The 21147-nt window shown below is 37.0% G+C and carries 23 protein-coding genes; 9 read left to right on the top strand and 14 right to left on the bottom strand.

All coding sequences use genetic code 11. The annotated features are described in order from the left end of the window. Nucleotides 1-24: 24 nt before the first annotated feature. Nucleotides 25-390: a DUF4406 domain-containing protein gene (locus CBM24_RS15620; RefSeq protein WP_232475547.1), complete on the bottom strand. Its 366-nt coding sequence runs from the start codon at nt 388-390 to the stop codon at nt 25-27. Between the two features lie 61 nt (nt 391-451). After that, entirely contained in the window at nt 452-1015 is a 564-nt protein-coding gene (locus CBM24_RS15615; protein ID WP_232475546.1) for a Crp/Fnr family transcriptional regulator, read from the bottom strand. Between the two features lie 793 nt (nt 1016-1808). On the opposite strand from CBM24_RS15615, the gene CBM24_RS15605 reads away from it, so the two are divergent. Continuing rightward, entirely contained in the window at nt 1809-2756 is a 948-nt protein-coding gene (locus tag CBM24_RS15605; protein WP_075993043.1) for an Rpn family recombination-promoting nuclease/putative transposase, read from the top strand. A gap of 123 nt (nt 2757-2879) precedes the next feature. Here CBM24_RS15605 and CBM24_RS15600 read toward each other — a convergent pair whose 3' ends face one another. Continuing rightward, on the bottom strand, nt 2880-3431 hold the full coding sequence (locus CBM24_RS15600; RefSeq protein WP_157626127.1) for a hypothetical protein: 552 nt from the start codon (nt 3429-3431) through the stop codon (nt 2880-2882). 370 nt (nt 3432-3801) lie between these two features. Here CBM24_RS15600 and CBM24_RS15595 point away from each other — a divergent pair, with 370 nt between their 5' ends. Beyond that, the gene (locus tag CBM24_RS15595) at nt 3802-4212 is read left to right on the top strand and encodes a hypothetical protein (protein ID WP_075993041.1); all 411 of its coding nucleotides are present in this window, start codon (nt 3802-3804) and stop codon (nt 4210-4212) included. A gap of 54 nt (nt 4213-4266) precedes the next feature. On the opposite strand, the gene CBM24_RS15590 is transcribed toward CBM24_RS15595, so the two are convergent. Next, the gene (locus tag CBM24_RS15590; protein WP_075993040.1) at nt 4267-4674 is read right to left on the bottom strand and encodes a GNAT family N-acetyltransferase; all 408 of its coding nucleotides are present in this window, start codon (nt 4672-4674) and stop codon (nt 4267-4269) included. Between the two features lie 434 nt (nt 4675-5108). Then, nucleotides 5109-5831: a metallophosphoesterase gene (locus CBM24_RS15585; protein WP_157698481.1), complete on the bottom strand. Its 723-nt coding sequence runs from the start codon at nt 5829-5831 to the stop codon at nt 5109-5111. 36 nt (nt 5832-5867) lie between these two features. Between CBM24_RS15585 and CBM24_RS27330 the strand changes: the two genes are divergently transcribed. Beyond that, nucleotides 5868-6011, top strand: a complete 144-nt coding sequence (locus CBM24_RS27330; RefSeq protein ID WP_157626126.1) for a hypothetical protein — start codon at nt 5868-5870, stop codon at nt 6009-6011. A 195-nt stretch (nt 6012-6206) separates the two neighbouring features. Next, on the top strand, nt 6207-8240 hold the full coding sequence (locus CBM24_RS15575; RefSeq protein ID WP_088161883.1) for a right-handed parallel beta-helix repeat-containing protein: 2034 nt from the start codon (nt 6207-6209) through the stop codon (nt 8238-8240). 74 nt (nt 8241-8314) lie between these two features. On the opposite strand, the gene CBM24_RS15570 is transcribed toward CBM24_RS15575, so the two are convergent. Together CBM24_RS15570 and CBM24_RS15565 are read right to left on the bottom strand one after the other, a co-directional pair. Then, on the bottom strand, nt 8315-8671 hold the full coding sequence (locus CBM24_RS15570) for an NINE protein (protein ID WP_075993037.1): 357 nt from the start codon (nt 8669-8671) through the stop codon (nt 8315-8317). A 276-nt stretch (nt 8672-8947) separates the two neighbouring features. After that, nucleotides 8948-9526, bottom strand: a complete 579-nt coding sequence (locus CBM24_RS15565; RefSeq protein WP_088161882.1) for a hypothetical protein — start codon at nt 9524-9526, stop codon at nt 8948-8950. A 333-nt stretch (nt 9527-9859) separates the two neighbouring features. On the opposite strand from CBM24_RS15565, the gene CBM24_RS15560 reads away from it, so the two are divergent. After that, on the top strand, nt 9860-10984 hold the full coding sequence (locus CBM24_RS15560) for an alpha/beta hydrolase-fold protein (protein WP_198385920.1): 1125 nt from the start codon (nt 9860-9862) through the stop codon (nt 10982-10984). Nucleotides 10985-11118: 134 nt separating this feature from the next. On the opposite strand, the gene CBM24_RS15555 is transcribed toward CBM24_RS15560, so the two are convergent. Beyond that, a complete protein-coding gene (locus tag CBM24_RS15555; protein WP_088161880.1) occupies nt 11119-11928 on the bottom strand; it encodes a helix-turn-helix domain-containing protein in 810 nt (269 codons plus the stop codon). Then, a complete protein-coding gene (locus CBM24_RS15550; protein ID WP_088161879.1) occupies nt 11929-12900 on the bottom strand; it encodes an aldo/keto reductase in 972 nt (323 codons plus the stop codon). Nucleotides 12901-13410: 510 nt separating this feature from the next. Here CBM24_RS15550 and bla point away from each other — a divergent pair. Next, nucleotides 13411-14298 (top strand): class A beta-lactamase, subclass A2, encoded by an 888-nt coding sequence (gene bla, locus CBM24_RS15545; RefSeq protein WP_088161878.1) that lies wholly within the window; start codon nt 13411-13413, stop codon nt 14296-14298. Nucleotides 14299-14406: 108 nt separating this feature from the next. After that, nucleotides 14407-14874 carry a hypothetical protein gene (locus CBM24_RS15540; protein ID WP_157698480.1) on the top strand — a complete coding sequence of 156 codons (468 nt, stop codon included), beginning with the start codon at nt 14407-14409 and terminating at the stop codon, nt 14872-14874. Between the two features lie 450 nt (nt 14875-15324). On the opposite strand, the gene CBM24_RS15535 is transcribed toward CBM24_RS15540, so the two are convergent. Then, nucleotides 15325-15528: a hypothetical protein gene (locus CBM24_RS15535; RefSeq protein ID WP_088161876.1), complete on the bottom strand. Its 204-nt coding sequence runs from the start codon at nt 15526-15528 to the stop codon at nt 15325-15327. Between the two features lie 357 nt (nt 15529-15885). On the opposite strand from CBM24_RS15535, the gene CBM24_RS15530 reads away from it, so the two are divergent. Continuing rightward, nucleotides 15886-16311: a hypothetical protein gene (locus CBM24_RS15530; protein WP_088161875.1), complete on the top strand. Its 426-nt coding sequence runs from the start codon at nt 15886-15888 to the stop codon at nt 16309-16311. Nucleotides 16312-16712: 401 nt separating this feature from the next. Here CBM24_RS15530 and CBM24_RS15520 read toward each other — a convergent pair whose 3' ends face one another. Together CBM24_RS15520 and CBM24_RS15515 are read right to left on the bottom strand one after the other, a co-directional pair. Further along, on the bottom strand, nt 16713-17339 hold the full coding sequence (locus tag CBM24_RS15520) for a zeta toxin family protein (protein ID WP_088161873.1): 627 nt from the start codon (nt 17337-17339) through the stop codon (nt 16713-16715). Next, a complete protein-coding gene (locus CBM24_RS15515) occupies nt 17339-17590 on the bottom strand; it encodes a hypothetical protein (protein WP_088161872.1) in 252 nt (83 codons plus the stop codon). The genes CBM24_RS15520 and CBM24_RS15515 overlap by 1 nt, the downstream gene beginning before the upstream one ends. Before the next feature lie 456 nt (nt 17591-18046). Between CBM24_RS15515 and CBM24_RS27325 the strand changes: the two genes are divergently transcribed. After that, nucleotides 18047-18220 carry a hypothetical protein gene (locus CBM24_RS27325; RefSeq protein ID WP_157698479.1) on the top strand — a complete coding sequence of 58 codons (174 nt, stop codon included), beginning with the start codon at nt 18047-18049 and terminating at the stop codon, nt 18218-18220. A 282-nt stretch (nt 18221-18502) separates the two neighbouring features. On the opposite strand, the gene ilvD is transcribed toward CBM24_RS27325, so the two are convergent. Together ilvD and CBM24_RS15505 are read right to left on the bottom strand one after the other, a co-directional pair. Then, nucleotides 18503-20197, bottom strand: coding sequence for a dihydroxy-acid dehydratase (ilvD, locus tag CBM24_RS15510; protein WP_088161871.1), 1695 nt, complete (start codon nt 20195-20197; stop codon nt 18503-18505). Nucleotides 20198-20207: 10 nt separating this feature from the next. Next, entirely contained in the window at nt 20208-20777 is a 570-nt protein-coding gene (locus tag CBM24_RS15505) for a Crp/Fnr family transcriptional regulator (RefSeq protein WP_088161870.1), read from the bottom strand. Between the last annotated feature and the right edge of the window lie 370 nt (nt 20778-21147).

Raw genomic sequence — 21147 nt, 5'->3', positions numbered from 1 at the left:
ATTTTTTGTTAGTAAAACATTTTGTTAAAGAAGCTCCGATGCTGGAATTTCTTCTACGGAATGATAAATTTTCAATCCTCTTTCCTGGGCTAACCGTACATCTTGATCAGCTCCTTTTGATTCTCCTTTGATTCGCAATACGGCATCGCATTTTTCGAGCATCCGATGTGCTATGGGATATTGGATTTCATTCCAGTGCTGATCTCCAACATGTTTTGATCCTGCTAATTTTATCAATGGAAGTGCCATCCATTCACCAATGAACGGTATATGCCCTTTTCTAAAGATTTCTAAAGCAAATGATTCAAGGTTGTCCAGGTTCTTTTTCATTAAAACCGGATCGTCGTTAGTGCCACCTCGATAAGGGCCCGCAATTAATATTAGCATCATATTTACATTCTTTAATTACTGCAAATTAAAGGTGTCCAAACTTGAAAAAAAATAAACTACTTTAAGACTTCCGCTTTTTTCGCTTGATCATACTTAAAAACTCAGGTGTGATTCCTAAATAGGAAGCAATTTGTTTTTGCTTCACTTTATTGGCAACATCAGGATATTTGTTCAGGAATATGTCAAAGCGTTCTTCGGCGGTTAGCGAGAGATTTTGAATCACACGCAATTGTTCCCTTATATAGGCATTTTGCATCAAGATCCTAAAAAAACGTTCAAATTTTGGTACTGTTAAATAGAGTTTTTCCAGATCATTTTTTTGCAGCTGATAGATGACGCTTTCTTCAATAGTGTCAATGGTAAGCATGGCGGGAAGTGCATTTATAAAGCAGTACATATCTGTTATCCACCAGTCTTTTATGGCAAACATAATAGTCGATTCTCTGCCGGACACATCAAGGTAGAATGCCCGTAATGCTCCAGTATCAACAAAATAAATGGAATTACATAATTGTCCCTGAGTTAATATCATACTTCTACGCGGTATTTTTGCTTTTTTTAATAACTTAAGAAATTGTGCAACTTCATTATCGTCTAATGTTATGTGCTTAGCAATATTCTCCAAAATTAACCCATGTTCCATTCTTATTCTATCTTAATCAAATGTAGTGATTTTTGTTTTTTTGTTCAGCTTATTATATTGGAGATTTCGATACCATTGACCATCCAGATTCGACATCCGGTTACCATTCAATACGGATAATTTTGACCATTTGAATATTACGCTGATAGGTCACAAATCCATTTTTATTTAACTTTGGACCAGCTATTACGATATACTGTTGCTAATTGTGGTCAAGCTGTTGATAGAACTGTAAACAGCTTTGGAATTGAGCCCTTTGATCGAGACATTTATAAATATGGAGGAAGTTTTGGAACACCAATATTTTATAATATTATACCTAATTTAATGTATGAAACAATCAAAAAAGTGAATAAGAATTTACCGCGATCTTTAATATTCAGGAAAAATGATAAATAGATATTTTTTGTTAATATTTATTATACTATTGCATAATAAATGCGATGTTGAAACTAATACAGTTGATTCAATTAATCTTACCGCACTTAATAATCAAGATTCTACGAAAATAGAATTAGGTACGTTTGTTTTTGAGAAAGGAAAATAACAGGTGTCAATAAAGCGTTCTGAAAACTTTATGCGCTATGTGTTTAGATTTGACCTTTATGAATCGACGATTTCCCGAATTAGTAGTTCGCTGAATTCCAAATTAGTTGCCGATAGAGCAAGCAGTCAACAAGCATATGTTACTTGTCTACTTATGTTTTTTACTAATTATTTTAGTAGTATTCAGTTTATTGTTGTATATTTGGCTGATAACCAATTAATAAATATTATGGCTAGATCAAAAAAACATTTGGGTAGGTATGTAGATCCACGTACCGATTTCGGTTGGAAATTTTACTTTGGTAGGGAGGACAACAAAATCTTACTGATTGAGTTTCTCAATAGTCTATTTCATGGAGAGAAGATAATTTCCGATCTAAGATATAAGCCTGTAGAACATGATGGTGATTATGAGGAAATGCGTCGTGTTGTATTTGATTTACATTGTATCGGCAGCGATGGTGAGGTTTTCATCATTGAGATGCAGCAGCTCTTTCAAGAATTTTTTAAGGACCGTGCAGTGTACTATACCTCACGTCTCATCAATAAACAATTAGCGCGAGGTAAGAAGGGTAGTGATTATTACCTACCGGAGGTTTACTTTATTGGTATTTTGGAGTTTGACATGGATAGAAATGGAAGTTCTGGTATATCCCGTGTCACAGAGCGGCCTTATTTCTATGATGTTGCGCTGTGTGACAAATTGACCAAAGAAATATTCTATGATAAATTGGGATATAAAATGATTTCGCTTCCATTATTTAATAAACAGCCAGAAGAACTAAAGACAGTTATGGATCAGTGGTTGTACTTACTTAAACATTTGAGTACCATGGATAGATTGCCATCATTTTTGGATAAAAGAATATTTGGTCTTATCTTTGAGATAGGAGAGATAGGTAAATTAACGGAGGAGGAGCTAATGTCATACGAAGCAAGTTTAAAACATAAGCGTGATGCTGAGAGCGTATTTAATTCGGCCAAGAAATCCGGAGAAGCTTTAGGTCACGCTAAAGGCCTAGCAGAAGGTCTAGCAGAAGGTAAAGCCAAAGGACTAGCAGAAGGAGAGCGTAAAAAAGCTCTTGAGACTGCTAAAGCATTTAAGGAAATGGGGCTACCTATAGCTGATATTGCTAAGGGCACTGGACTTTCTGTCGAAGAGGTCGAAAAACTCTAAGTTTCTTTATTTTGGATGACTGCTCCACCAATAGATGAATGCCAACCACCATATCCAGTTGGGGTTTCATAAAGGGTTGCTATACTGTTATAAGGTCTTTTTATTGTTAATTTGTATTAATCGTTATCTTAAATCTTTAATAACATTTTTCAATTTTTCAGGATTATTCTCGAAAGCTTTTATTTGACCTATGTTGTCAGCCGTAAATGAAAGGAGCGGACCGTTTGGATCGCTGATCCTGTTTTCTCCCTTTACCTTTAAATTTCTATAGATGTACACGGGGGTTTTCAGTATCCCCCAGGGAATTCCCCACCAACCAAGAAGTGAGCAAGACACAATGGCTTTTCGATTTTGCTTGTCCAAACAATCCGGGCAGGCAATGACCCATCTAGTTTCGGTGATACTCATAACTATGATACTTTTGATACTGTGGTAGATTGTCCCATTTAACTTGTCCCGAGTATTGTTGCAGATAGGGCAGGGACAATTCCGCAGCAGTTCCGCATAATGATAAATATCTTCAATAGAATGCTGTTCATTTTGGGCTATTAAGCTATTTAAAAGATCAGGGTCGAGGTTGCGCTTCTTAATTTCATTTTCTATGATACTAACTACTTCCGGCTGAATTCCCTGCGCATTTGTGGTAATAACCTCAATGAGCCTGTTATCCGACATTCTTTCATAGTTTTTTTCTATCTCCCTTAGTTCCATGATAATGTGATGAATGCTCTAAAATTAATTGCTATGATATTTAGGTATTAAATTGGCTTCCTAATAATTGAATTTACAAAACAGTATTTGTATTGGCAAAATATAAAATCAGTCTTCACAAATTCCTTAATTGGGATTAATGATTAATCAGCTACAATTTACCGTAACCAATCCTCCATTCAACCGATATCTTGGCCTTAAATTGTATGTAAGGCTATTTTAAACGTTACTTTTGGATGATCAGAAGTCATGTTCGACGGTAAAATTAACTTTTTAATTTGGCAAATTGCGTATATTTAAGAGTTATGTGACATAGTTGTAAATCAAGTACTAAATGGAACAAAGAGAATTTTCGAAATTAATACTTAAATTCCTGGAAGGAAATTATCCACAGTTTGCTCAGACAATAAAGTTTCAAGATGACGGATCTTTTGATTGTGATTTGAAAAGTGAATCCGGAATATTTTCAATTTGGATTGCAACATATAATACCGAAATAACTATTGGAATCGAAGATCCAAATGGAAAAACAGATATTCATAGTCATATTCCATGTTATGTGTTAGATGATTTAGAAGCTTGTGTTGCAGAATTATCATCATTTATTGAAAATATTAAAGCTGACAATTTAGTTTTATATCAAGATGAGGATGGAAAATATGATTGGATAGAATCATTTGAATTTGAAAACCTTGATAACTGTAAAAAGTTTTCCTGGAAGATTAATCACGACGTCACATCATAGTTTTTTTTCCCCTTCCACCCGAATATACACATATGAAAAAGTATTAACCTTCTCTCAGTGATCATTACCTTTATAGATCCACATAGGCTCTGTTTGACCTGCTCGTTCAAAGCCGTTCTTTTTATAAAAGTCGATAGCATTTCCATCAGCAGTAAGCATCTGCATGTGAAAACCCTTATACATCTCTTGCATTTTATCCATAATCAAACGCCCAACACCTTTGCCTTGATAAGAGGGTAGCACCAGTAGATGTGGATAATAAACCACGAGGTATCCATCGGAAATAGCATTTCCTAGACCTACCAATGTCGTACCATCCCATGCCGTAACTAAGGAATGCGAATTTAAGAGTGCTTTGATCAGTAGTTCTGGTTTATTGGCTGCACTCCATTTGTTAGCTTGATAAAGTTGTAGTATGTCGTTTGCGTTTAAATCTCTATTGACACTTAGCTGTATGTTCATATATTATTCTGTAGTTTTCGTTGGTATTTTAAGCAAATATTCTTCGCTGGTAAATATGCGAATATGTGAAAGAAATGCTTACTATTACTCGTAAACTTTAGCTCCCTTGAAAATATCAGCAAATGTTGACCACGCAGCTTTCTCAGCATCTACATTTGCGTCTGTATTATCATAATACCCTTGAATATCTTCTGCGTATGAGGCCAAAGCCTCCAGAAAGTCGGGTAATGGCGCGGAGGCTTAAGGCAAGCGAATTAAGTCGCCACCGTTATATGCTGTGCTTCCTGTCATTCTGTTGTCGGTAATAGTTTGTCAGCTAAATATTGTTTCCATTTTGCCCCGTTAAACTCGCAATTTCCGCTTTTGATTTGAGCATTAGGAAAGTCTGCAAGAATTGCTGTTAAGTCGTTCCAAACATCTTTCAATTCATCGTCCTAGTTTTCAGAATTCAAACTAAATTTTCCGTTTTCTACTTTTATATGCTTGAGAAAAATACCTTCTTGTGTCGAGCTAATTCTCTCCGCAAGTTGTATATAGTAACCTTGATAGTCTGGGTAAGGAACTTGCTCTGGTTGTCTTTCTTCACCTGAATAATAACGAAACAGAATGTCGTGTCCGTATTTGTTTAATTTTTCTTTCCAAAATAAAGGTCTCGGAATTTCAGAAAGGTCAGCGGTCAAATACATTTCTTTTTCGCTTGTCCAAGGCTTAAATGTTGTTTTTATTAGCTCTTGTTCTTCAATTTCAAGGCTGTTTGTAACAAGTCGAAAAGTCGCAAGTGTAGAGAACTCTAAGCAAATTCCATTTTCAACTTCTTGTGCTTCAATATATTCAATATAGTTGTCGTCACCAACATTTGCTAGATCTTTGTCAAAAGTCCATTCGTAAATTTTTGATGGAATGATTTTGAAAGGCAAAATGTGTCTTTCTGAATTTGCCTTGTAATTTGCTTTCACATTATAACCAACAATAATTTCAAGCGGATTTTCTTTTATTGCCAAAACGTGTCCGTCTTCAAAATAAAAGTTGTCGGACAACCATTTATCAAGGTCGTTGAATGTATGTATCGTAGTTTTCAGCATAGTATATAATGGTGCGGCGACTTCGCGAAGTAACATAGCCATATCGAATATACGAAAGTGGAGCTGTTTTTCCAAGTTGCTTCTTGTAAGTTGTCCGTGTAATGACGGCTTATGTCAATTCTAATCTTAATGTACTATGGTTTCCCATATCCAATCCTACTTCCAAACCAATACCTTACTGAAGTACAAGGGATCTTGAGCGAATTGCGGGACTTAAAAGCGAAGCTAAGGGCTGCAGGCATATTGGCAAAATAATTAAATAACATATAACAAAAACCTAAAGTGCGGTATTCCAAAAAATATCGCATTTTTCTTTTAAAATAACGGATAGGAACCGTAATCATTTCAACTTTTCGGTATCGTCCAACTACCGCTTACAAAGCCCTATTTTCTCTCAGATCGACCTGGCAGCAAACATACTTTTGCCTATATCATTTAAATCAAAGAAATATGGCAAATCAATTTTTAGTTAAGGAAACTTTGGCAGCTATGCAAGGCATATCAGCCATTGAAATCACAGCATTGCAAAACGGTACCTACGAAGGAGTGGAGCTATTAGGCTATTACGAAAAAGGGGATACCCCAGCACCGATCAAGTACTATCTGGCTGCGGCTACTCCGGGGCCTGGGGCAGACGATGGTGGCAGTCTAATTGTAGTTAGTGGAATCGGGCTTATCCATGAATTTTGTGATCGGGTTGATGTGAGTTATTTTGGTGCCATAGGTGGCGTTGTCGATTGTCTTGAAAGAATCAACCGTGCCATTGTGTATGCGCAAAACAATAACGTAAAAATAGTTGAAGTCAGCCAAGATGTGCTTTTAAGTTTGCCAGCGAGCTATTATGGACCAGGTATATTGATGAAGTCACATGTTTATTTGGAGCTCAATGCGACGATCGCTATTCGAACCAATAACAATGACCGGTATGCAATTATATTATTTTCGGAGGTCGTCGATAGCGGTGTGTTTGGTAGGGGGCGTATAACCGGCGATAATGCAACACATATTGAAACTTCGAGTGAGTGGGGGCACGGTATAAATATTGTCGATGGCTGTAGCGATATCAGCATTCAGGATATCACGATTGAGAATTGTTGTGGCGATGGCATATGTATAGGCGGTGCAGAAACTGCCGACGGGGGGAGCATTAATATTTCTGTAGAACATGTAATCGTGGACAATAATGGACGTCAGGGTATTACGGTAACGAAAGGAAGCAACATCAGTATTTCAAAGTCGAGGATCAGCAATACAGGAGTGATTAAGGGCAAATTCCCCATGGATGGAATAGACATTGAGCCGAATAAAAATAATAGCGTTTTGAACGTCAATATTTATGATAATACTTTCCTGAATAATGTCGGGCATGATTTCGAAAGCAATTGCATGCGGACAAATACGATGATCGAGAACGTTAATTTTTACAATAATACCATTCAGGTAACTAAACAAAAATCTGCGACGGTAAGCGCACTGATCAAGGTGAATGCCGAAAGGCTTAAGGATGATATGATTACCAAGAATATCTCCATTAAAAATAATCAGTTAGTTTATGAATTTGATGGAGTACCTCAGATTACAGCATTTATCTATTGTTACGGTTCTGCAAAGGTGATTGATATAAGCAGCAATACATTTAAAACCAATCTTGACATCACTTCGATCAAACTCGATACCGTCTTTGATGTTGTGGTTGGCTCTAACTTCTCCTGGCGATCGTTCCACTTTGTGCTATGCCAAACAGAAGTACAGGGGCTAACCGTGCATGCCAATACTGTTGATACCTTAATGCATGCCATGGTATCCGCTGGCAATAGCTCCAAGATTAAAGTTTATTCCAACACGATCAATAAGCAAATAGGAACTTCGGTGATGGCGTACAATTATATTAATTGTAGCGATCTGTTTATTTACAATAATAATAGTACCAACTTGAGCATGGGCTTCTTTTCCAATAGCGGGATGTTGTCCAATTGTATTATTAAGGGGAATGTCATTAACAATTTCAACACTTCGGGTAAGACGAATGGTCCTTGTATTTATGTCACGGGCGTTTCCGCCAGTGCCAATATCGTCGTTGAGGATAATACCATATTACAAACAGCGAATGCTTTGTCGATCGGTATTCGTGCATCCTTGTCGCTGTCTGAAACCTATATTAAAAATAACATGCTGATCGGACAGTTTGCGCCGCGCGTTTCCAATGAGGTTGGGGCAGCAGTAAAGGTGCTGGATCAGAATATTATATTAGAGGCCAATAATACGGTTCCAGGCTTAGTGAAAAAGTCGGCAGCAGTAGGAGGTTCAGCAAGCCCATTGCCAAATGCAGTTACAGATTCGGTAGCGGATACACTACCAAAAATTGTCACTGACCTAAATACATTGATCGGAAAATACAATGAGCTTCGCAGTCTGACTAGTGAGGTACGCGGTTCGCTGAATGCCAAATTGGTTGCTGATAGAGCGAGTGGCCAACAGGCATAATTTTTTTGAAAGGCTTATTGCTTCGGTCTCCCTTAACGACCGTTAAGGGAGACTTTTCGATCTATTTTATACCTTTATAGCAGCTTACGTTTTGCATCCTCAAATTCTGCTTTTGTAATCATTCCTTTTTCCATCAATCCATGTAATCGCTCTATTTCAGTCGCAGCATCCTTTTGGGGAATGGGTGAAGTGGGTATATAATTATGAATAATGGGCTGTGAAAAATATACACGGTTATATTTCATATCAAAACTCTCTTTATTCATGGAGAGAAAAACGATAAAATCAATCAAAGCGATAAATGCGGGTATAAGCGTCCAGCAAAAAAGGAGGTAAAGGACACCTAATCCGGTTTGCCCGAGGTAAAATCTATGTGCACCAAATCCTCCAAGGAAAAATGCCATTAAAGCTGCGGTTGTTTTATCTTTCATATGTTATTGATTAATGCGGTTTGTATTGTCTTTTCAAACCTACGGATTGCCTGTTAGGCATTCTTACGGTTTCCCGTAACCAATCCTCCATTCAACCGATATCTTGGCCTTAAATTGTATGTAAGGCTATTTTAATCGTTACTTTGGGGGCAAAATTCAAATAAACAAAAAATCTATAGTTGTAACACAGAAACCGACTCCTAAAATTTATTTAGGACACATGTGGTATGAATTTTTTTAAATCGAAGGTGCTTTCCGTATTCATAAAAAATTTAATCAAAAATTAGTGGTGGTCAGATAGCCCGACGCACGTAATGATTCCAAGATATGGTTTGCCTCAGCTTGATCCATATCATTTGCAAATTTTATGGTTTTAAAACCATATTCAAATCGAATAGTGCCTCTGTTTCTAAAAATACCTAAACTATTCCCCTGGTTCCAAAAAACAAACTCAAAATGTTCTTCCTCAACATGAAATTTCTTCGCTTCTTGTAGATCATAAATCTTATGCCTGAATAGAATATCGTTTTTTCTGGCAATACTTATTTGCTCGCGATCTATTGTAATAATTTCTTTTCCAATGAGGTACCACATCAACGTTTTCATTACAAATAAGCCCGCTGCCATCGAGAGCATCAACCAAACTATAAAAAATATTCCCTCGAAGCTTAAACCGCCAGTGGTATCGTAAAAGTTTTCAAGTGTCGGGGCAAAAAAAATAATTGATTGTATCCAACCAACTAGCCATAAACTAAAAATAATGATAATAGGTAAATGCTTTTTTGCCGGGACAATAATGGAATACCCCGTTGGAGTTTCGTAATGGGTTGCAATACCGCTATATGGCCTATCCATATTCAATTTGTTTTATAGGTGTACCAATTCAAATGGTCCAATTTTCGATGGCTAATATGCAATAAAAAAACGAATTTCAATATGATAAGGTTTAGAACAAACAGAATGCTGCGTTCTTTCCCTAAAATCATGCATGAAGATATTATAAATCTAAAATTTTTACATAAATTTAAAGCTTACTTGTATTTTATAAGATCTATTTAATCCTTTTTAATGGCAACAATACGGATGACTTCCAGTAATATACTGACGAGCCGAACTATAACCACAATAATCTGTTTTTTTATTTTTAGCCTTAGCAATTCTTTTGCGCAATCACATGACAATTTTTTAGTGGTTGGACAGCGCTATACGATAAACTCTAAAATACTTAATGAAAGCAGAAATTATTCTGTTTATTTACCGGCTTCCTATAAAAACAATGTCGACAAAAAATACATCGTTGCCTACGTTTTAGATGGAGATAGGAGTAAGTTTTTGGAAGTGTCTGGGATTGCACAATCAATGCATTCAGATGCAAATCTTAAGTTGCAAATCCCTGAACTCATTATTGTTTCAATAGAAAACACCGATAGAACAAAGAATTTTACTCCTACAAATTCATTGAATTATTTGGATAAAGAAGATATTTCTGCATTTAAAAGTAGCGGAAAAGCGGATGATTTCATGCGTTTTATGGAGAATGAATTAATGGTGGAAATAAATAAATCTTTCAGAACCGTTCCACAAAGCATGATTATCGGCCACTCATTGGGTGGACTATTTGCCTTACATTGCCTATTGGAAAAACCGCAGCTGTTTAGTTATTACTTACTTATCGACCCCTCTTGGTTTTGGGATCATAATTATATTGGGAAAAGAAGTAAAGAAGTATTGGCGAATCGAGTTGACCTAAAAGCTAGGATATACATTGCATTAGCCAATAATATGCAGGAGGATAAGAGGCATTATCAGTGGGGCAGTCAATTTTATAAATTGCTGAAAGAGAATAAATCTCCAGATCTGAAGGTAGACTTTAGATATTTTGAAGACGAAAAGCATTTAACAGTAACAATTCCTGCCACATATTATGGCCTTCGATATCTCTTCGAACCATATAATATTGATATAAATGAAGTAACAAAAGACCCCAATATATTGGTAAATTACAGTGCAAAAATAAAAAAGGAACTTTTCTTTGATACTAAACCTGACCAAAGTTTTGTAAATACAATTGGATATGTTGCCCTTTATGATAGGCAACTACCTGATATAGCAATTTCTGTTTTTGAGCTGAATACGGAAAATTATCCGCAATCAATCAATGTATGGGATAGCTTAGCCGAGGCCTACACAGTCAGGGGATATATGGATAAAGCAAAAAAGTGTTATGAAAAAATCTTGACACTTTCTCCAACTAATAATATCGCAAAAACTAAACTTGAAGAATTAAATAACAAAATAAAACAGAGAAACTAAATGCTGGACATCGGAAAGCGAAACCAGCATTTTGTACCACTTCGCCCGCAATATATAGTGTATATTGGGCTTAAGTATTAACATTTCCCGATTGAAAAGTAGCAGTTAATAATTCAATTAAAAGATTGGGAATACTATCCACCTATAGTCGGCGCTTTGCCAAATTTCTTCTTAAAGGCGTAAGAAAAATGGGACAGGGTCTCGAAACCAAGATCGAGATAGATAGCTGATGGTTTTTTGTTTTTTCTTTCAATTAAATGCCGTGCTTCATTCAGCCTTTTATCCTGTAACCACTTACGTGGCGGCATCCCGAAGGTTTTCTGAAAATCTCTTTTATATCCTGAAAGGCTTCTTCCGGTGAGTTGTGCAAACTTTTCAATAGGGACATTGAAATGAAAATTGCTCAGCATAAATTTTTCTAGATCCATCTTATAAGGCGCTGCGAAATCAAACAAAAAGTTACGCAGTGCCGGAACAGCTATCAGTATCAGCTTGATTCCCTCTTTCACCTTTAAAAGTCCCATCTCGTCAGTCATTTCATGACCAGCGCTTCGCGCATAGGGAATGACCGACTGGAAATAACCTTTGATAAACGCATTATTGGGGAGGCATATGTTCGGAAGGCCAGTGTATTTACCCTGAGCTTCCATTTTTTCCCCTAGTGCTATCTGACGCATCAGATCTTCTTGCAGTGATATGACGATAGTTTCATAGTGACCACTTGGCCCGGGGGTTTTAGTCAAGGTTCCCAGCTGATTTTTGTGAATGAGCAATACTTCCCCGGCAGATATGTTTACATGCTGCTCAGCTGTTTCCAGAACCATCTGGCCCGAGACCTGTAATACCAAGGTGTGGTGGTTCCAGACGCATGCTTTCTCTTTCTTCAGAGAAGAAAGGTAAGAATAGAATATCACGCCGGGAAGTATTTCTGCTGGACTTTCCATTTATCTTTGTAAATAAGTACCACCTTTGATAGTACCTATTGCAAATGTAGTGTTTAAAATATTCATCTCCTCTGGGGTAAATACAATTTCCATCGCAGCAATATTTTCGGGTAGTCTTGATCTGCGGCTCATACTCACCAATTGCATGATATTGTCGCCCTGTTCTTTTACCCATGCAATCGCAAGTTGTGTAGGGGTGACATTTTTACGTTGAGCAATTTCTTTTAATACTTCCACTTTCTCAAGATTATGGATCAGGTTATTGCCCTGAAAACGGGAAAAGTGATTTCGATGGTCATCCGCAGGAATTGGCGCTTGTAGGTTACCGGTTAACAGTCCTTCTGCCGTATTGGCAAATGCCACGACACCGATCCCTAATTCTTTAGCCGCAGGCAACAGCTCATTTTCGATCTGACGGTCAGCCAAAGAATAACCGATTTCTAGTGCACTGATGGGATAAATGCTGTTGGCTTTTCGGAGCTGATCGGCGGTTATTTCCGATACGCCGATATGACGTACTTTTCCTTGATCTATCAGGTCGGCAATCGTTCCGATGATGTCTTCTATTGGCACACTGCCATCCATTCTACAGGGTTGATATAAGTCGATAGTTTCAATGCCCAGACGGGTCAATGAATAGTTGACAAAATTCTTGATCGCTACAGGGCGGAGATCCAAACCGATCCACTGGCCGTTGTGGAAGATAGCACCAAATTTGACACTTATGAAAGCATCATCCCGTCTTCCCTTAATGGCTTTGCCAATAAGCATTTCGTTGTGGCCTGCACCATAAAAATCTCCCGTATTCAGGAAGTTGATCCCGCTGTCCAAAGCTTGATGGATGGTTGCAATACCTTCAGTTTCATCGGGAGTTGGGCCACCCCATATTGATGACATCCGCATACATCCCAGACCAAGCTTTGAAACGGTGGGGCCGTTTTGACCCAATTGAATTTTAGTGATTTTTGACATTTGATTGATTTAATTTTATTATCCAAAGGTCTTGATTTAATAACCATATTGCTTTCTTCTACGGCTCAATTTACTTGTCTGTATGGTTCATCTGTTCCTGAATTGAATGGTCATTGGTTTTCGAATCCGGACGGCCCATGTTAATCAAGATCACTGGTCAACAAATTGATCGTGTCAAAATTCCATTTAAAATTCTTCGTTTTTTGGCATATTTTCCCATCTCTGATTAACACCTTCAAAGTTTTCGGCGCTCGGCGCCATAATATAAAAATTAACTGAACTGTTTGCGAATTTGTAATGGTATGTGTACATGAGCAAATCACATAGACCTCTTAGTGGAGGTAAATTAGTTTGGCCAACTATTAGGAATACTGGAATTATTTACACGGCGACTATCGTACACGGACCAATTTTTTGCCTGCAATTAATGTAAACTTCGAAATTGCTTACTATTTTTACAGGAGGAGAGAGTGTGCGAAAGAGAGTAACCTTTTAAAAAAAGATTTTTTCATGGACAAATTTTTATTATTTTTCTGCATTTTCTTGTTTTCAGTTCACTCTTTTGCACAACAAAGTAATAGCCTCCGCAAAGAACTTCATCAAATCATTGCAACAAAGAATGCAACAGTCGGTATTTCAATGAAGGGAATTGAAACCAAAGACACATTAAGTATTAATGGACATTTAAATGCACCATTAATGAGTGTGTTTAAATTTCATATCGCCTTGGCGACCTTAAACTTGGTTGATCAGGGTAAACTTTCTTTATCACAGAAATTTTTTATTAAAAAAGAAGATCTGCACGCAAATACCTGGAGCCCAATTCGGGACGAATTTCCGAATGGAAATATGGATTTAACTTTGGACCAGCTATTACGATATACTGTTTCGCACAGCGATAACAATGGGTGTGATATTCTTTTAGACTTGATTGGTGGTCCGGAAACCGTCCAAAAGTTTATCAATAAACAAGGAATAAAGGATTTTACCATAAAAGTCAATGAACAAGAAATGCGAATTTGGGAGAATCTATATAGCAATACAACAACACCATTAGCGTCCACCGAATTATTGGAGAAATTTTATGCAAGACAGGTTCTTAAAAAGAACTCTACAAAATACCTCTATCAACTCATGGTAGAATGCTCGAGAGGCCTTACTTGGATGAAAGCAGGGCTTCCCGAAAGAACAGAATTGGCGCACAGAACTGGAATTTCAGATAGAAATGAGAATGATTTAAGAGCAGCGATGAACGATGTAGGTATTTTTAAACTTCCCAATGTAAATCACGTTGTTCTTTCTGTTTACTTAAAAGATATCACCGAAGAACGAGAGGTCACTGAAAAAATTATTGCCGACATAACCAAAGCTATCTGGAATTATTACACGAAAAAATGAATATTTATCCAATGAGGAAATAAGGGTAAACAGTGAATGGTTGAAAAAAGAAACCATAAATATCTTTTCATCCCACAATATCGCTAATATTATTAGTAGTATTGTGAAATGAAACCGCTAGAAATCTTTTGCCGAAATCGGGTAATGTACGCTCAAATTACCGTGCATGATAAAAGCATGGGCATGAAAGATTATCATCTTTACAACAAAAATGGTCTTGCTTTTTATGTTTTCAGGAAATCTCAGGGCGTGTGGCAATTGGCATTCGGTGTACTTGCCGATGACATCAAGGAAGCGTGCATTGACGCTCTTATACTTCGCTTTGATACGGAGGTGCCTGAGTTGTTTTATTATCATGGAAAACGCCAGGTATTGGATGTTCGGGCCAAGAAATACAGCCTTTGGCATATTTATCTCAATAATGCCTATGTTGGAAGTATTCAATATTACACCTTCACTAAGCAGTTCAATTACCACCTTGAAGACAATGGCTTATTGACCGATGATCAGGTGCAAAAGTATATAACCCTGATACAACGTGGAGAATTAAAGTGGATAAAGGACGATATTCGATGAAAAACGATATAAAAGCAATAAGAAAACCTTGAGTCTGGGAGGATCGAATGCTGTTTGGTTTTAAAAAATATTATTTCTGATGTTGAGCACGGAGTACTAGCTGTCAGAAAGGTTTCTGTTACCGGATTTTTGACTATAGAGATTCTAAGCACCAAAAAATATTTTAAGTTGACAGATCAGCTGTAGATGCTCATGGAAGAACTTTTTGATAAACGATGGTTGTCATTATCGAAGAGTGGGTTGATTTGGAGCGTTCGTGAAACTGATCATATATTTGATGAAGTGAAATAGCCTTTTGGAATTGAATTATTATTAGCATATAATTTTTGAACAACATTTTTTAAGAAATGAACAACAATTATCTCAACTAATCTCGCGATCTTTACAGTAGATGAATGCCCAAAGCCGGTTTAAATTAGGTGACAAAATTATCCAAGTGGCGCCGCTAGCTTATTTCCCCACTTTATGTGCTTTAGGATAACCGATGGCGTTCATGATTTTGTCTAAAATCTGAGCATTTTTATTGTTTATGATCTTCATTTCTTCATTATACCCAACACTTAGTTTACCCTCATTAATAAGCTTATCCCTTAAAGCTAAGTCTGCATTTTTCAGATCAATTATTATTTTCGCAATGTCTTTATATTGTATCATAAGTGCTTTTTCGTAAAGGAATGTTGTGATTGAAAATTGGAAGCATATTAATCATAGTAATATACAAATCATTCACTCGGCAACACTTTTTACTATAATTAGATGTGAATTACCGACGGCCGTAATCCTTTGTCAAATTTAATATGTAATTTTCGTATTGTCAATAAACGTTGAAATTCTGATAATTAAGCTGTTTATAAAATTTCCAATTACATCATCTATGGATTCTTCGGAGCTCTACTGAATGAAGTATCCACTTTGGATTGGACTTTCAGTAAACATTTTGTTTTGTATTTTTACGGAAGCACCGCTGGTATCGCTTCAGCAATTCAGGATGTGTCGGTTTAATAATCACCAATGGATAAGATTATGATAAATATCAAGGTATGTGTTTTAATTTTCTGTTATGCGTATTTTTTCACTCACAGCAATTGTAGTGCTCAGCGTAAGAAGAAAAATCATGAGGCAAGTAGTCAAAGTATCGAAGGTAATTGGTTCGACAAAAAGAATAAAAGACATCTATCGATCTATCATGAACAGGGACAAGATTATTTTACCATTAACGATTGGTATGACATCGGCCGGGGTAGGGAACCAATGATGGATGCCTATAAAGCATGGCCGAGAGGGAATAAATTGATCATGCTGCAAAGTACTACAGATCTGAGAGCCCCCTATGCAGAGATCCTGCCTTCCGGGAAGTTTCTTTTGTACCGTACAAAGAAGATGAATGATAAAAACGGACCTTTTATAGACAGCGCTTTCTTTTCTAGGTACAAATAAGGGATTTTCCACTGTTGTATTGATGTCATTAAAATGGAGAGAGCGATAAATTCATCGGTGTTTTGTCTAAATTTTTTAGTGGCAGCTGGTGAGGCAAAAATAGAAAAAAATAGCATACGTAATGGGCAAGTTAAGCGTCATTATCATAACTATAAATGTCCCTATTTGGAGAAGAAATATTAGATTTTAATATGGGGCCAAAACGGATTGAAACAATAGATGGAAAAAGATATGAAGTACAAAGCGTACCATCTTATAGTTTACGACTGGCTGTCCGAAGTCGAGATCACTCACTTAAAGACAATTTTGATACGAAGACAATTTCAAAAGAAGAATTTAATAGATAGATTATCTGCAATAGTATAGGAAAGGTTGATTTACTCGATGAAATAAGGCCGAAGTTAGATCAAAGCAGCAATTACAGGCATATAAGTTGTGAACCATTCAGGTAATTCATCTTTTTCCACCGAATACTCTATTTTACCGTCGGATAATTTCAATAAAATGGTATGTTTAAGATCTGAAGTGTCAACAATAGTTAATTCATCGATGAAGTGAAAGTGATCGTTTAGCTTCTCAAGATTTCCAAAAAAATTATTTTCCAATGTTTGAGGATCTACATAATGTCCACCGTCAGTAACTCTTTCCGTTACACGGAACTGAGAAAGTTCGGTATTTTCTAAACCAAAAAACAATAAATATATTCTATAACCCGACTCCTTGAACAGCTTGGGCGTTTCCCAAGTTTCGTCATTTGTAAAATGTCCTTCATAGACGTAATCTAACCGATTTTCTAATGCATGTTTTGTCTGTTCTTCAAATTGCTGTACTACATAATCCAAAGCCTCTTTTCGAGCGTATTTTGCTGAAGGAACAATTTTTGGGAATATCCGAGATAGTTCCTTCGTATAGAGTAAATCACCATCAAAAATAATATTATTACTCTTTATATGCTCTGGAAGATATTCTGCACCTAATGTAGATTTCCCGGCACCGTTAGAACCCGTTATTATGTAAAGATCAGGCATTAGTAAATATTGAGTTCTCTCAAGATATCTTTTGATTGACGAATATTAAATTCCTGTACTACATCAAAAGATCGTTTATCAGAAGAAACAATCACAATTTTAACTAAATGATTTGGGTATTCGATGTAGCTTTGATTTTTGGGTAATTTGCTAGATCTTATTAAAAATGGTTGCCCTTTATCAAGCTTTTGTTTGCGCAACTTGAGAACAATGCTGTTGCTAACTTCTTTTAAGTGCTCTAAATTTCTCATAATACCACATTAATACTATTCAAAAATAGTGATTTTTAAGGAGAAAAGCAATTGTTCAACCAGTAGAAAATGACTCTTTTTGTGTTATTGCTAGCTATATTAAAGAATTAAAATGCGATGAAAGGCAGAAATATCCGATTTGAGCAGTAAGTGTCATTTCACTGTCGAATTCAATCCTAAGATACTACAAGAAAATATGCTTTATGAATTTCGTGGTACACAAAAAAATGGTGGATATTTTATTTTAGAAAACTAGTATGCAAGAAAGTCAGTCAAAGAGAATGAAATTGACTAAACTTACGGTTTCCCGTAACCAACCTTACTTTCAACCCAATACCTTAGCCTTAAATGTTTGTAATCATCTTGAAAGTTGATATCTGTAAGCCTATTAATTCAGCATAAATAATGTATATTAGGCTTGGGTATTAACCTTGCCCGATTGAAAAGTATAATGCCATGATAATAATCACGACCAATTCCAGCAGTCCAATAGCTGCCAATGTAGTCATCGGTACTACTGTCTTTAGCGATATAGGAGAGAGCTATGTAGACTTCTTTAGAGGTCGCTCTATTATTGAGAGAAATTCGGATGGATTAAATTTGTCACTGCTTTTCCAGTTGTTCAAGTAATTGGAAAGTATTAGCTCAGTTCGTAGAAATCGTGTCTGTCATATATACTCCGCATCTCGTTAAACAACGCATATCTGTTTTTATGGGTTTAATCTATCGTATTCAAGAAGTTTCTATCAATCGGACTACAAGTCTCCAGAAAGGAGTAGAAAGTTGTTAAAAGTCCAAGTTGACGCGTTGCAACTTGAACTTTTAATTTAATAGTTTTTTTGGGGGTACTTCCTTATTTGCCTAAATCATTAGAATTTGGCTATCACGTCAATTCGCTAAGCTGAGACGATTTTATTTTCCAAAATCACAATTTAATATGGCACCACTGTTAGCATTGCCAACAAGCTGCCGATATTGACTCAACCATTTAGAATTTAGTTTTTTTCTGATCGGAATAAAGTCTTTTCTTCGCAATTGCATCTCATCTTCGCTAATGTCAGCTGAAAGCATATGTTGGTCGATATCAATAACGATATGGTCTCCGTTTTTTAGTAATCCAATCAATCCACCTTCAGCAGCCTCAGGTGAGACATGTCCAATAGCTATTCCCCGAGTAGCTCCGCTGAATCGGCCATCTGTTACCAACGCTACAGAACTACCCAATCCCATCCCCATGATCAGGCTAGTAGGTGTCAACATTTCCTGCATCCCCGGGCCACCTTTGGGACCTTCGTAACGGATCACCACAACATCTCCAGCTTTGATCTCACCGGCAAGGATGCCTACTATGGCATCATTTTGACTATCATAGCAAACTGCAGTCCCGCTAAATTTCTTTTCGCCTGTGATTCCTGCGGATTTTACCACAGCTCCCTGCTCTGCAAGATTTCCAAATAGAATCGCCAATCCTCCAACAGGACTGTATGGATTGTTTATTGTATGTATGATTGTTGGATCTTTGATCGCTGCATTGGCAATCTTTTCGAATAGCATTTCGCCACCGACCGTCATATTATCCAGGAGAACATGGTTGCTGCGCTTGGTCATTTCGTTCATTACAGCGTTAACACCTCCGGCGCGATGGACATCTTCCATGTGAACGGTGCTTAAACTGGGCGATATTTTTGCGATGTGCGCTACTTGATCTGATATTGAGTTAATGTCCCTAAGCTGAAAATCTATATCTGCTTCGTGAGCTACAGCAAGCATATGAAGGACAGTATTGGTACTACCGCCCATGGCCATATCCACTGCAAAAGCATTCTGGATGGCGTTTGCATTGATGATGTTTTTAAGTTTGAATTGTTTGGAAAGCTGATCGTCTTTAGCGATTTCACAGATCCTTCTGGCTGATTCCCGATATAGATTTTCACGCTCGGGTGTTAATGCCAATATGGTTCCATTTCCAGGTAATGCAATACCCATAGCTTCCATCAGCGTGTTCATGGAATTTGCTGTAAACATACCCGAGCAACTACCACCACTGGGACATGCATTACACTCGATATCTTTGAGCTCTTCGTCACTGATTAAGCCCGCTTCGTGTTTGCCCACAGCCTCAAAAGCTGTAGACAGGTCAATGGCAGTACCATCTTTGGTATATCCTTTTCGCATGGGGCCTCCACTTACAAAAATTGTAGGCACATCTACACGTAGCGCACCCATAATCATTCCGGGTACAATCTTATCGCAGTTAGGGATTGCTATCATCGCATCCAATTTGTGTGCATTCATGACGCTTTCAATTGAGTTAGCAATTAATTCTCGGCTGGGGAGCGAGTAAAGCATACCATCGTGTCCCATAGCAATACCATCGTCAATACCGATCGTATTGAATTCAAAAGGAATACATCCGTTTGCCTTGATTTCTTCTTTAATGATCTCAGCAACCTTATTCAGAAAAAAATGTCCTGGTATAATTTCGATAAAGGAATTTGCTACTCCAATAAAAGGCTTATCGAAATCGTTATCATTTACGCCTGTGGCCCGAAATAGGGCTCTATGGGGAGTACGTTGGTATCCCTTCTTTACTTCGTCGCTTCTCATTTTTTATTAGTTATATAGTAGATTTGAGCCTACTTAATGTTTCAGGTGATATCGCCAGATAAGCTGCAAGGTTGGCATTAGACAAACGCTGTACGAGCTCTGGATTATTTTTCAGTAGATCGCGATAGCGTTCTTTAGCGGTTTGGGTTAATAAGCTGCTGAGTTTATTATTTACAACAGTTAATCCATATTCGAGGATGTAGATATAAAAATTGTCCCAGCCAGGCATATTGTCTCTCAAAAAGGTAAAGTCAGTGTTGCTGATGCTGAGCACCTCCGTATCTTCTACGGCTTGGATAAATTCTGTAGCTGGCTGTCTTGAAATGAAACTGACGATAGAGGTTAGGAAAGTATGTTCAAAAGCCATGAACCGGGTTGCCGTTGATAGTTCGTCATTGCGAAAATATAGGCGCAAACAGCCCTTGCCGACAAAGAAAAGATAGTCTGCAATAGAACCTTCGTTGAGCAGATGGTCATTTTTCTTTATCGATTGGGGTTTGAAATAAGTTAGGGCCTCCGTTAATTGCTGTTCGGTTAACGACGCTTTTTCACGTAACAATTGTAATAGTTGCTCTCTCATCGCTTATTATTTATCGGTCAAAGATGCACTTTATATTAGGATATAGTCGTTGACATTGGTCAAAAACGTCAACGATTTATTAAAGTTTTAATCTCCTTTGATAATGGAACTTTGGTAAGTTTAAAGCTAACATAAAATTAAAATATGCGCCAGTTATTTCTTTTTAAGGTGCGAAACCTGTTCGTATGACTACGGTTGGAAGCAACGGATAGATTAAGTAGATTTAATTTTTACAAAACTTCTTATATGAATTTCCATTTTAGTTATTACTATTGGTCGGATTTTATACTGTCTTCTTTGCACAAAATGAAAAGAAAGCACTTAGCCATTTAGAATTTGAACAAAAGAGCTTATAAAAGAAATGAAAAAA

The sequence above is a fragment of the Sphingobacterium sp. G1-14 genome, assembly GCF_002196555.1.
GTDB lineage: Bacteria > Bacteroidota > Bacteroidia > Sphingobacteriales > Sphingobacteriaceae > Sphingobacterium > Sphingobacterium siyangense.
The sequence above is the reverse complement of the archived record's forward strand: the minus strand, read 5'-3'. Positions and strand labels throughout refer to the sequence as shown.